The 12,340-nt window shown below is 68.4% G+C and carries 9 protein-coding genes; 5 read left to right on the forward strand and 4 right to left on the reverse strand.

Going from position 1 to position 12,340, the window contains the following annotated elements; genetic code table 11:
* From V7050_RS03190 to V7050_RS03200, 3 genes are all read left to right on the forward strand, one after another.
* On the forward strand, positions 1-269 hold a 269-nt coding region (locus tag V7050_RS03190; protein ID WP_324410236.1), incomplete at its 5' end, for an enoyl-CoA hydratase/isomerase family protein.
* A gap of 23 nt (positions 270-292) precedes the next feature.
* Positions 293-1,165, forward strand: a complete 873-nt coding sequence (gene mmsB / locus V7050_RS03195) for a 3-hydroxyisobutyrate dehydrogenase (protein ID WP_324410238.1) — start codon at positions 293-295, stop codon at positions 1,163-1,165.
* A gap of 409 nt (positions 1,166-1,574) precedes the next feature.
* Entirely contained in the window at positions 1,575-3,527 is a 1,953-nt protein-coding gene (locus V7050_RS03200) for an elongation factor G (protein WP_324364823.1), read from the forward strand.
* A gap of 65 nt (positions 3,528-3,592) precedes the next feature.
* On the opposite strand, the gene V7050_RS03205 is transcribed toward V7050_RS03200, so the two are convergent.
* The 3 genes from V7050_RS03205 to V7050_RS03215 form a co-directional block, all read right to left on the reverse strand.
* Positions 3,593-4,915: a dicarboxylate/amino acid:cation symporter gene (locus tag V7050_RS03205; RefSeq protein WP_324364821.1), complete on the reverse strand. Its 1,323-nt coding sequence runs from the start codon at positions 4,913-4,915 to the stop codon at positions 3,593-3,595.
* 296 nt (positions 4,916-5,211) lie between these two features.
* On the reverse strand, positions 5,212-8,070 hold the full coding sequence (gene uvrA / locus V7050_RS03210) for an excinuclease ABC subunit UvrA (protein WP_324373822.1): 2,859 nt from the start codon (positions 8,068-8,070) through the stop codon (positions 5,212-5,214).
* Positions 8,071-8,233: 163 nt separating this feature from the next.
* The gene (locus V7050_RS03215; RefSeq protein WP_324365665.1) at positions 8,234-9,850 is read right to left on the reverse strand and encodes a hypothetical protein; all 1,617 of its coding nucleotides are present in this window, start codon (positions 9,848-9,850) and stop codon (positions 8,234-8,236) included.
* Positions 9,851-10,185: 335 nt separating this feature from the next.
* Between V7050_RS03215 and V7050_RS03220 the strand changes: the two genes are divergently transcribed.
* Together V7050_RS03220 and V7050_RS03225 are read left to right on the forward strand one after the other, a co-directional pair.
* A complete protein-coding gene (locus tag V7050_RS03220) occupies positions 10,186-10,452 on the forward strand; it encodes a hypothetical protein (RefSeq protein ID WP_324365664.1) in 267 nt (88 codons plus the stop codon).
* Complete coding sequence (locus V7050_RS03225; protein WP_324365662.1) at positions 10,449-11,903, forward strand: class I SAM-dependent methyltransferase; 1,455 nt, start codon at positions 10,449-10,451, stop codon at positions 11,901-11,903. The genes V7050_RS03220 and V7050_RS03225 overlap by 4 nt, the downstream gene beginning before the upstream one ends.
* Positions 11,904-11,970: 67 nt before the next feature.
* Here the strand turns inward: V7050_RS03225 and V7050_RS03230 are convergent, their stop codons facing one another.
* Positions 11,971-12,339, reverse strand: a complete 369-nt coding sequence (locus V7050_RS03230) for a DUF1428 domain-containing protein (protein ID WP_324365660.1) — start codon at positions 12,337-12,339, stop codon at positions 11,971-11,973.
* Position 12,340 lies beyond the last annotated feature (1 nt).

Consider the following 12,340-nt stretch of genomic DNA (forward strand, 5'->3'; position numbering starts at 1 on the left):
CGCCCCTCGCCATGGCCGTGACGCTCGAGCTCATCCGCACGGCTCGGCGCGAGCCGGGGCTGGAGGCGGCGCTCGCGCGCGAATACCGCGCCGTCTGGCGCGCGATCAGCGACGGCGACCTGCTGGAGGGAATACGCGCGCAGGTGATCGACAAGGACCGCGCGCCGCAGTGGCGCCACGCGCTCGACGGCGTGCGCCGGGAGGAGGTCGAGGCCATGCTCGCGCCGCTCGGCGCCGACGAGCTCGACATCGCGCGCGGCCCCGGCTGAGCCGCAGGACGGAGGATCCAGGGATGCAGATCGGTTTCATCGGACTGGGCAAGATGGGTGGCCCCATGGCGCGGAATCTCGCCGCGGCGGGTCATAGGGTGACCGGCTTCGACGCGGCGGGCGTGCGGATCGACGGTGTCGCCCCCGCCGCAGGCGCCGCGGAGGCCGCGCGCGGGCGCGACGCGGTGATCACCATGCTGCCCAACGGGGCGATCCTGCGCGACGTCTATGCCGAGATCGTGCCCGCCGGGCGCCCGGGTTCAGTCTTCGTGGATTGCTCCACCGTCGATGTGGAGAGCGCCCGCGCCGCCGCCGCCGAGGCGGAGGCGGCCAAGCTGCTCGCCGTCGATGCCCCAGTGTCCGGCGGCACCGGCGGGGCGGCTTCGGGAAGCTTCACCTTCATGGCCGGTGGCTCGCCGGCGGCCTTCGAGAAGGCCCGCCCGCTCTTCGAGATCATGGGCGCGCGGGCGGTGCATTGCGGCGGCCCCGGATCCGGTCAGGCGGCGAAGATCTGCAACAACATGATCCTCGGCATCTCGATGATCGGGGTCTGCGAGGCCTTCGCGCTCGCCGGCAAGCTCGGGCTCGACCCGCATTCGCTCTTCGACGTCGTTTCGAGCTCCTCGGGGTCCTGCTGGTCGGTGAATACCTATTGTCCGGTGCCCGGCGTCGGTCCGAACTCGCCCGCCGATCATGGCTACCGCCCGGGATTCGCCGCGACGCTGATGCTCAAGGATCTCGATCTGAGCCAGCAGGCGGCGGCGGCCGCCGACGCATCGACGCCGCTCGGGGCGCATGCCGCCGCCCTCTATTCCGAATTCGTGGCAGAGGACCGGGAGGGCCTCGATTTCTCGGCGATCCTGCCCTGGCTTGCCGCGCGCAGGCGCGAGCCCTGAGTCGCCGGCCCGACGGCGGCGATCAGTTGAAGTTGAAGGCGACGACCATGATGCCGCCGGCGACCGTCGAGATTGTCGCCAGCGTCAGAATGAAGTTCCAGCGTTCCACACGCGCTCTCCCTGCCCTTCCGGCGCAATCGAAGATCCGCGCCCCCTCGCGACATCCTTTCGCACACCCGCCGGGCAGAGAGAAGGTCTACGCGCCATCCGATAACCCGGTCGGCGGGATCCCGCGCCCGGCGTCACTGTCCCGCCCGGCGGCCACCGCCCGGCAGCGGAACCGCCAAGGATGGAAGAATGAGCTCCGAATGCGATGGCCCTGGGCCGGTGGCTCGGGCGGCTGGAAATCCCTCCGCCGACAGGTCATGATCGAACCGACGCAGACAAGCCGGCTTGGGGGAGGATAGTGATGACCCGGACGATCGCGGTGCTCGGTGCTTCGAATACCGGCAAGTCGACGCTGGTCGACCGGATGTGCGAACGGGAGGGCCAGCCGCAGCCCGCCGCCGGCCCCGGCGAGATGCGCGTCGCCAGCTTCACCCATCTCGGCGACGCGTGGCAGGCGATCGACACGCCGGGCTCCATCGAGTTCCTGCACGTGGCCAGCGACGCGCTGCTGGCCGCCGATGCCGCCGTCGTCTGCGTGGCGCCGGAGCCCGGGGGCGCCGTGCTCGCCGCGCCCTATCTCCGGGCGGTCGAGCGCGCCGGCACGCCGTCGATCATCTTCATCAACCGGATCGACGAGGCCACCGGCCGGGTGCGCGACATCGTCGCGGCGCTGCAGGAATACGTGGCGCATCCGATCCTCCTGCGCCAGATCCCGATCCGCGACGCCGATCACGTCGTCGGCGCGGTCGATCTGGTCTCCGAACGCGCGTGGGAATACCGCGAGGGCGCCCCCTCCCAACTCGTCGAGATCCCCGCAGGCATGATCGAGCGCGAGCATGCCGCCCGCGACGAATTGCTCGAGCATCTCGCGGATTTCGACGATGCCCTGCTCGAGCAGCTGATCGAGGACCGCAGCCCGCCGAGCGAGGCGGTCTTCGCGCTCTGCGCCCGCGTGCTCGCGGAGAACCGGGTGATCGAGGCGCTGATCGGATCGGGAAGCCACGGCAACGGTATCATGCGCGTGCTCAAGGCCCTGCGCCACGAGGCGCCGGGACCTTCCGTGCTCCGGGAGCGGCTGCAGCTCCAGGCCGGCCTCGACGAGGCGCCGCCGGCGGTGATCTTTTCCGGGGCCTATCGCAAGCACATGGGCAAGACCCTGCTTCTGCGTGCGCTGGAGGATCTTCCCGCGACCCGCGCGCTGGGCGGCCGCGCCCCGGGCCAGATGAGCCCGGCCGATCCGCGCGACAGCCATCATCTCGACATGGTCCCGGCCGGCACGATCGTCATGACCGTCAAGGCCGACCACCTCGCGCCGGGCCGCATCGCCACCCAGGAGGCGCTCGTGCCCGCCCCGGCCTGGCGCGACGGGCAGGAGCCGGGCCTGCACCGCATCCTCGCGCCCAAGGCCGAGCGCGACAGCGTCAAGGTCTCGGGTGCGCTCGCCGTGCTCGCGGAAGGCGATTCCGGGCTCACGGTCACCCAGGATCCGGCCACCGGCGGCGCCCTGGTGGGCGCCCAGGGGCCGCTGCACCTGCGTGTGCTGCGCGCCCGGCTGCAGGAGGCCTTCGGGCTCGAGGTCGAGGAGGTCGTCCCGAGCCCCGCCTATCGCGAGACCATCGCCAAGACCTCCGAGATCGCCTATCGCCACAAGAAGCAGACCGGCGGCGCCGGCCAGTTCGCCGATGTCAAGCTGGTGGTCGCGCCGGGGCAGCGCGGCACGGGCTTCGCCTTCAACGAGGTGGTCAAGGGCGGCGCGGTGCCGCGGAACTACATCCCCGCCGTCGAGGCCGGCGCCCAGGACGCCATGGCCCGCGGACCGCTCGGCTTCCCGGTGGTCGATGTCGCGGTGACGCTGACCGACGGGCTGCACCACCCGGTCGACAGTTCGGAGATGGCCTTCCGCATCGCCGGCCGCCGCGGCGTCGCGGACGCGCTCAAATCCGCCGGGCCGGTGCTGCTGCAGCCGATCTTCAAGGTGTCGATCCACGCGCCCGCGCTCTTCACCGGTGCGCTCGGTCCCATCATCGCCTCGAACCACGGCCAGGTGCTCGGCTTCGAGGCCAATCCGGAGGCCAAGGGCTGGGAGATCTACCAGGCGATGATCCCCGGCGCCGCCCTGCCGGGCTTCGCGAACGACATCCGTGCCGCAACCCAGGGCGTCGGCCATTTCGAATCGGCCTTCGACCATTACGAGGAGCTGCACGGCAAGGCGGCGGACCGGATCGTCAACGAGCACGCCGCCGAGCCCGCCTGAGCAGGGGAGCGGCGGACCCGGTCCGAGAACCGGAGCCGCCGGAGGGGCGTCGCGCGCCGGCCTGCCTATTCGGCCGGGTTGGGATGCGCGTGCGGATGGGGCGTATGCATCTCCTCGACGTGGATCTCGTCGCCGACGATCATGCCGGCATCCGGGTCCTCGTAGACGGAAAGGTCGAACTCCCCTTCGGTCTTGGCGACGATGGCGGTCACGACCGCGTCGCCGGTGATGTTGACCGCGGTGCGGATCATGTCCATCAGCCGGTCGACGCCGATGATCAGCGCGATGCCCTCGATCGGCAGGCCGACCTGGGTCAGCACCATCGTCAGCATCACCAGCCCGACGCCCGGCACGCCCGCGGTGCCGATGGAGGCGAGCACCGCCATGGCGATCACCGTCAGATAGCCGCCGAGGCCGAGATCGATGCCGTAGACATTGGCGAGGAACACGGTCGCCACGCCCTGCATGATCGCGGTGCCGTCCATGTTGATCGTCGCGCCGAAGGGCACCGTGAACGAGGCTACCGAATTGTTCGCCCCCATGCGTTCGGTGACGCAGCGCAGGGTCACCGGGATCGTCGCGTTGGAACTCGCCGTCGAGAAGGCGAAGATTTGCGCCGGGCGGATCTTGCGGATGAAGGTGATCGGGTTGAGCCCCGAGAACACCTTGAGGATGATCATCAGCGTGACGAAGAGATGCAGGAACAGCGCCCCCACCAGCGTCACGACATAGGCCATCACCGGGATGAAGAGATCGATCCCCTGTTCGGCGAAGGTCTTGGCGATCAGGCAGAAGACGCCGTAGGGCGCGAAAGCCATGACGATGACGACGACCTTCATCATCAGCTCGTTCATGTACTGGCAGCCCTCGTAGAAGCCTTCCGAGGCGTCGCCCAGCATGAGCGCGGCTATGCCGAGCACGATGGCGTAGAAGATGATCTGCAGCATGTCGCCATTGGCGAAGGCCGAGATCGGATTGGTCGGAATGATGCCGGCAAAGACATCCCAGACCGAGGGCGCCTCGGCGCCGGTCACGCCGGAGGTGTCGACCCCGGCCATGTCGAAGCCCTGGCCCGGCCCGATCAGGAGCGCGAGCGCGATGGCTACCGCGATGGCGATGGCGGTGGTGAAGATGTAGAGCGCCAGCGACTTGCCGCCGACCCGCCCCAGCACCCGGATGTCGCCGATCCCCATCACGCCGCAGAGCAGCGAGAATAGCACCAGCGGCACGACCAGCATCTTGAGCGCGTTCACGAACATTGTGCCGATCATGGCGAAGAGGCCGCCGATGATATGGGTGTTGATGAACGCAGAATCGACCATGTTGAAGACGACCCCGACGATCAGACCGAGCACCATCCCGGCCATCACCTTCGCCGTCAGGGACATCCCGCGTCCCGTTCCTCCGCTTGCTTCGCTCGCCATTTCGGCCTCCACCGTTGGTTCCCACTTGCGCGCATTGTGACAGATCCCGCGCGAAATTGACACCCTGAGCGAGTCCGAAAACGGTCCGGTCAATCGGCGCGCGAGCGCAGCGGCCCGAATCCGGCCATCAGGCACCGTGAGCATGGCCAGGAAGCTCGCGGCGCGGTGTGGCCGAAATCGGCGTACCGCCGCCGCGATAGCCGATCCAGGCAGCCCTCGCGACGGCGGCGGGGGTCCGGACAAGGCCCCGAGGCCGCGGCCTATTCCGCCGCCACCCGGCGCGCCTGCAGGATCGCCTTCAGGTAGTGCCCGGTGTGGCTGGCCTTCGCTTGCGCCACCACCTCGGGCGTTCCGGTGGCGACGATGGTGCCGCCGCCGTCGCCGCCCTCGGGGCCGATGTCGATGATGTGGTCGGCGGTCTTGATGACGTCGAGGTTGTGCTCGATCACCACCACGGTGTTGCCCTGCTCCACCAGTTCGTGCAGCACCTCGAGCAGCTTGCGCGTATCCTCGAAATGCAGCCCAGTGGTCGGCTCGTCGAGGATGTAGAGCGTGCGCCCGGTGGAGCGCCGCGCCAGTTCCTTGGAGAGCTTCACCCGCTGTGCCTCGCCGCCCGAGAGCGTCGTCGCCGGCTGGCCGACCTTGACGTAGCCGAGACCCGCCCGCATCAGCGTGGTCATCTTCTCGCGGATCGCCGGCACCGCCGCGAAGAACGCCTCCGCATCCTCGACCGTCATGTCGAGCACGTCGGCGATGCTCTTGCCCTTGAAGTGAACCTCCAGCGTCTCGCGGTTGAAGCGCTTGCCCTTGCAGGCCTCGCAGGTGACGTAGACATCCGGCAGGAAATGCATCTCGATCTTGATGACCCCGTCGCCCTGGCAGGCCTCGCAGCGACCGCCCTTGACGTTGAAGCTGAACCGCCCCGGCTTGTAGCCGCGCGCCTTCGACTCCGGCAGACCGGCGTACCAGTCGCGGATCGGCCCGAAGGCGCCGGTATAGGTCGCGGGGTTCGAGCGCGGCGTGCGCCCGATCGGCGACTGGTCGATGTCGATGACCTTGTCGAGATGCTCCAGCCCCTCGATCGCCGAGCACGGCGCCGGGGTCTGCCGCGCCCCGTTCAGCCGCATCGAGGCGGTCTTGAACAGCGTCTCCACGGTCAGCGTCGACTTGCCGCCGCCCGAGACCCCGGTGACGCAGGTGAAGGTCCCGAGCGGAAATTCCGCCGTGACGCCCTGCAGATTGTTGCCGGTGGCATCGACGACCCGCAGCCGCCTGCCGTTGCCATTGCGCCGCTTGCCCGGCACGGCGATCGTCCGCGCCCCGGTGAGGTACTGGCCGGTGACCGATTCCGGCGCGGCGGCGATGTCGGCGGGGGCGCCCTCTGCGATGATCGCGCCGCCATGCACGCCGGCGCCGGGGCCGATGTCGATCACGTGGTCGGCCTCGCGGATCGCCTCCTCGTCGTGCTCGACCACGATCACGGTATTGCCCGCGTCGCGCAGGTTCTTCAGCGTGGTGAGCAGACGGCCGTTGTCGCGCTGGTGCAGGCCGATCGAGGGCTCGTCGAGCACGTAGAGCACGCCGGTCAGGCCGCTGCCGATCTGGCTCGCCAGCCGGATGCGCTGGCTCTCGCCGCCCGAGAGCGTGCCGGCGTTGCGGGCGAGCGTCAGATAGTCGAGCCCGACGTTGACCAGGAAGCCCAGCCGCTCGCGGATCTCCTTCAGGATCGCCCGGGCGATCTCGTTCTTCTGCGCGCTCAGGGAGACAGGCGCCTCCTCGATCCAGGCCAGCGCCTCGCGGATCGACATGCGCACCACCTCGCCCACGTGCAGGCCGGCGATCCTGACCGCCAGCGCCTCGGGTTTGAGCCGGAAGCCGTGGCAGGCGCCGCAGGGCCGGTTGTTCTGGTAGCGCTCGAACTCCTCGCGCACCCAGTTCGAATCGGTCTCCCGGTAGCGTCGTTCCATGTTCGGGATCACGCCCTCGAAGGGCCGCTCGATCTCGTAGACCCGCCCGCCCTCGTCGTAGCGGAACCTGATCTTCGCGCCTTCGGAGCCGTAGAGCAGGACCTGGCTCGCCTCCTCCGGCAGGTCGCGCCAGCGCGCCGCCTTGTCGAAGCCGTAGTGGCGCGCCAGCGCCTCGATCGTCTGCTTGTAATAGGGCGACTGCCCCTTGGACCAGGGCGCGATGGCGCCCTTGAGCAGCGGCAGGCTCTCGTCGGGCACGATCAGCCGCGGGTCGAAGAAGAGCTCCACCCCCAGCCCGTCGCAGGATGGGCAGGCGCCGAAGGGCGCGTTGAAGGAGAAGAGCCGCGGCTCGATCTCCGGAATGGTGAAGCCGCTCACCGGGCAGGCGAAATTCTCCGACAAGGTGATGCGCTCCGGCTCGCCCTCGGCGGGCGCCGTCTCGAGGATCGCGATGCCGTCGGCGAGATCCAGCGCGGTGCGCAGGGAATCGGCCAGCCGCGTCTCCAGGCCGTCGCGCACCACGATCCGGTCCACGACCACGTCGATGTCGTGGCGGAACTTCTTGTCGAGCACCGGCGCCGCGTCGAGGTCGTGGAAGGTGCCGTCGACCTTGACCCGCTGGAAGCCCTTCTTCAGAAGCTCCTGAAATTCCTTGCGGTATTCGCCCTTGCGGTCGCGAACGATCGGGGCCAGCAGATAGGCTCGCGTGCCCTCGGGCAGCGCCATGGCGATGTCGACCATCTGACTCACCTGCTGCGCCTCGATCGGCAGGCCGGTGGCAGGCGAAAAGGGCGTGCCGACGCGCGCGAAGAGCAGGCGAAGGTAGTCGTAGATCTCGGTGACCGTCCCCACCGTCGAGCGGGGGTTTCGGGAAGTGGTCTTCTGCTCGATCGAGATCGCCGGGCTGAGGCCCGAGATATGGTCCACGTCCGGCTTCTGCATCATGTCGAGGAACTGCCGGGCATAGGCGGAGAGGCTCTCCACATAGCGGCGCTGGCCCTCGGCATAGATGGTATCGAAGGCGAGCGAGGATTTGCCGGAGCCGGAAAGACCAGTGATTACAACGAGCTTGTCGCGCGGAATGTCGATGTCGATCGACTTGAGGTTGTGCTCGCGAGCACCCCGGATCTCGATGAACTTCTGTTCGGCCATGTCCCGCTCCCGCTGACGCGCTCTAGATAGCGTCTGTGCGCGAAGATGCGAGTCGGGATGTGAGAACAAAACGGGATCGACCGCAAGCGAAATCGCCCGGCGGACCATGCACGAGGCATGCACGCGCCACGCACCGCTTTTGCGCGGGACGATCCGCCGGGTGTCAGGGCGAGGCCGGCGCCAGGGCGCCCGAGACGGTCGGGCAGCGATCGAGGGAGGCGGGGGACTCGACGTCTTCGCAGAGGATGCGCTCGGTCACGTCCTCGAACTCGAAGATGCGCCGGTCGTCGGGGAAGGTGTAAATCCGGTCGGGCAGCTGGCCGAGATCAGTGCCAAAGACCGTGTCGAAGACCGCCCGGTAGCTGTTGACCGGGGTGATGTCGTCGCGCAGCAGGTGGTAGTCCTCGCCGGGGATGTAGAAGCTGTTGACGATCCCGGTCTTGATGCGCAGTTCCTCGGCGGGGGCGTCCTGCCATTCCACCTTGTAGTCGCGCTTGGGGAACGGCCCCTCGTCGGCCTGGATCAGGATCACCGGCGCCGGCCGCCCCTCGTCCTGCAGCGTGGTCACCACATCCTCGATGATGCGGTTTGCATAGGCGATCTGGTCGATATAGCCCTGCCGCTCGCCGCGCTCGCGGGCCTCGGCATTGGTCAGGCAGCGCCCGTCGGTGGTGAAGACCTCCGGCCCGTGCGGCACCAGGATATGGGCGAAGACATAGACCGGCCGGCTGCGGTCCTGCCCGCCGATCGCCTTGATCTGCTCGATCTGGCGGGCGACGCGCTGGCACTGGCCGTTGTCCCAGTCGAGCCGCATGGTGAAGTTCGTGCGGGGCAGCAGCTGCGAAACGGGCAGCGCCATGGTGCGGCGCAGATACTGCAGGTTGAACTCGCTGAAGCCGAGCGGGTGGTTCTCGTCCGCCGTGGGGCTTTCGAAGGTTCCAACCCACCAGGAGCCGAACTGGAGGAAGTCGTAGCCGCGGGCCCGCAGGAAGCGGACCACCCGGGTGTCGTCCAGCATGGCGAAGATCGGATGCCAGTTGTCGGCCTTCACCCGCGGGTCGTCGGCGAGAACGTCGAGGTAATCCATGTAGAAGGTCGAGGCGAGCGAATGCCCGGTCTTGAGATAGTTGGAATGGCTGTCGGGCACGACGTAGAAGCCGCGCCGGGTGAGGAAATCGCCGATGCGCTCCTCGATGCCGAAATGCCTTTCGAGCACTTCCGCCGAGGCATAGCGGTCGAAGATGAAGTGATAGATGTCCGGCGGCCGGGCGCCGTCGGCGGCGACCTCCGCGATCTGCGGCATCGCCGCCTCGGCCGCATCGGCGTCATAGGCGGCCTGGGCATTGTCGTTGCGCCAGGCATAGGCGAAGGCCTTCCAGGTCGGGGTGACCAGCATCACCGCGGCGATGCCGATCAAGACCGCATGGACCGGCCCGAGATACCGCGCGAACCGCGCCGCGATCAGCGTCAGGACAGCGGCCGCGGCGAGCGCGAAGGGAAAGGCCCGGACCATGGCATACGTGCCGCCCAGCGCATCATTGAGCAGCCGGAGCATCTCGGTGTGGTAGAGGATGACCACCACCCAGATGCAGGCGATCACGGCGCTGGCGGCGTCGCGGCGCCGGCGCAGGGCCACCACCGCCAGCCAGACCAGCAGTGCCAGGACCAGCGTGCCGATCAGCGCCGGCACGATGTCGCCGAACGAGACCTGGATGAGGTTTCGCGACATCAGTTCGAGCACCGAGGCCGGGCCGAAGAGCAGCGCCGCGAGCGGCAACACGCCGCTCGCCCCGCCTGCCTTCGGCGGATTTCCGCCATTTCCGACGGGCAATCCGCCGCCCTTCATGATGTGATTTCCCAAAACTCACCCCTAAGACACTTTTTTCACACGACTTTCTCCGGAAGGCGTCCGGAGGCCGGCCATCCTTTCCGGAGATTCGCGAGAATCCCACCCCCTCTGCGACGCATTGATGGCAGACTTGTGTCACTTATGTGAAGTGGCTGGGAGGCGCACAGGCGACTTGTGTCACTTGTGTGAAGGGGCCGAATGCGGCATGCGTCGCCCGGGGGCGGCTTCGCTGTGCTGCCGGCGAACCAACAGGAAGGTGGGTCCAGATGCTCAAAATGACCTCGTCACTGGCATTCTTGCTCGTGATTTCGACGCTTTTCTTCGGGATGACAACATCCCAGGCCCAAGCCTATCTCGATCCCGGGACGGGCAGCATGATCCTGCAGGTGATTCTCGGCGGCTTCGCGGGCATCGCGCTGGCCGGGCGGCTCTACTGGCATCGCTTTCGGACTTTCATCGGCATGGCGCCGGCGGAGTCCCATGCCGGCGACGAGCCCGGCCATGAAGCCTCCAAGTCCCGTTCCGATCTGTGAACGAGCTGAGCGGGCACCCGGCTCCGGAGGCGCGCGTCTCCGGCCGGGAAGCCGGTCTGCGGACCCAGCGTGAGCCGGGCTCCTTCCGCGACCGCAACGGCAGCGTCTTCTATCGCGACGGCGCGATCTTCCGGAGCCTGAGCCCGGAGGCTCTGGCGAACTGGCAGCGACTGCGGGGGACCCAGTTCCTGGCGGGGCGCATGGCGGGCGGCTCCATCGTGGAGACCCGCGACGGCGACGCCGCCGTGGCGCCCGATGCGGCCGGCGTGCTCGAGCATGCGCGGATTCCCTTCGTCTCCTATCCCTACGAATGGACCTTCGGCATGCTGCAGGATGCGGCGCTGCTGCATCTCGACCTGATGCGCGACGCGCTCGCCTCGGACATGATCCTCAAGGACGCGACCCCCTACAACATCCAGTGGCAGGGCGTGCATCCGGTCTTCATCGACATCCCCTCCTTCGAGCCGCTGGGCCGGGGGCAGCCCTGGGTCGGTTACCGCCAGTTCTGCGAGCTCTTCCTCTATCCGCTGATGCTGCAGGCCTATCGGGGCCTCGACTTCCGGCCCTGGCTGCGCGGCCGGATCGATGGCATCCCGGCCGAGGACATGCAGCGCCTGATGTCGACCCGCGACCTGCTGCGCCCCGGCGTGCTGCTGCATGTGGCGGCCCAGAGCGCGCTGCAGCGCCGCTACGAGGGCGGCACGAAGGACGTGCGCGGCTCGCTGGCGGAGGCCGGGTTCGACAAGGCGCTGATCGTCAACAACGTGACCAAGCTCCGCGCGCTGGTGGCGAAGCTGAAGCCCGGCCGCGACAAGACGCAATGGTCGGATTACGACCGCAGCCATTCCTACGACGCCGCGGATCTCGAGCAGAAGGCGGCCTTCGTGCGCCGGGCGGCGGCCACGCGGGACTGGCGGCTGGCCTGGGATCTGGGCTGCAACACCGGCACCTTCTCGCGCATCGTGGCCGAGCATGCCGGTCAGGTGGTGTCGATGGACGCCGACTGGATGGCGATCGAGCACCTCTACCAGCGCGAGAAGGCTGGCGCCGGGTCGCGCAGGCTGCTGCCGCTGGTGGTCAATCTCGCGGATGCCTCGCCGAACCAGGGCTGGCGCGGCGCCGAGCGCAAGGGCCTGGCCGAGCGTGGCCGGCCTGATCTCACACTCTGCCTCGCGCTGGTGCATCACGTGGTGATTACCGCCAACATTCCCCTCGCCGACTTCATCGGCTGGCTCGCGAGCCTCGGGACCGCGGTGGTGATCGAGTTCGTCGGGCGCGACGACGAGATGGTGCAGGCGCTGCTCGCCAACCGCGAGGACCAGTATGACGATTATCACCCGGAGAACTTCCGCGCCCTGCTCGCGGAGCGCTTCGACATCCGGGCGGAGGAACCGCTGAAGGGCGGCAGGCGACAGATCTACTTCGCGGAGCCGCGGCAGGCGGCCGGCTGACCGGCCGGGCCGCGGCCATACGCCGGGGGCGACGGCACGCGCCGTCGCTCCCCGCGCCGGGCTTCGGTCACGCCTCGCCCGGCACGCCGAAGCGGGCCAGTTCCTCGAACCCGCCCCACATCATCCGCATGCCGTCGAAGGGCATCTCGCCCATGTCCTGCATGGCCGGGTCCTTCATCATCGCCTCCCAGGCGCGGTCGCAGGTCGCCTTGTCGGGCCATTCCATCCAGGAGAAGATGACCGTCTCGTCCTCCTTCTTCTTCACCGCCATGGGGAAGGAGGTCACCTTGCCGTCGGGCACGTCGACGCCCCAGTTCTCCCGCAGCGACAGGCAGCCGTGTTTCCGGAACATATCCCAGCTCTTCTCCGCCATCGCGAGATAGGCCGCGCGGTTCGCCGTCGGCACGGCCAGCAGGAATCCACTTACATAGGCCATA

This window comes from Amaricoccus sp., from assembly GCF_036846665.1.
In the GTDB taxonomy this organism is placed as follows: Bacteria; Pseudomonadota; Alphaproteobacteria; order Rhodobacterales; family Rhodobacteraceae; genus Amaricoccus.

What these genes read in the sequence shown, in the direction of transcription:
- uvrA (WP_324373822.1), bottom strand. Translation starts at nt 8,070, where the DNA reads ATGGCCGAACAGAAGTTCATCGAGATCCGGGGTGCTCGCGAGCACAAC.
- V7050_RS03220 (WP_324365664.1), top strand. Translation starts at nt 10,186, where the DNA reads ATGCTCAAAATGACCTCGTCACTGGCATTCTTGCTCGTGATTTCGACG.
- mmsB (WP_324410238.1), top strand. Translation starts at nt 293, where the DNA reads ATGCAGATCGGTTTCATCGGACTGGGCAAGATGGGTGGCCCCATGGCG.
- V7050_RS03230 (WP_324365660.1), bottom strand. Translation starts at nt 12,339, where the DNA reads ATGGCCTATGTAAGTGGATTCCTGCTGGCCGTGCCGACGGCGAACCGC.
- V7050_RS03205 (WP_324364821.1), bottom strand. Translation starts at nt 4,915, where the DNA reads ATGTCCCTGACGGCGAAGGTGATGGCCGGGATGGTGCTCGGTCTGATC.
- V7050_RS03200 (WP_324364823.1), top strand. Translation starts at nt 1,575, where the DNA reads ATGACCCGGACGATCGCGGTGCTCGGTGCTTCGAATACCGGCAAGTCG.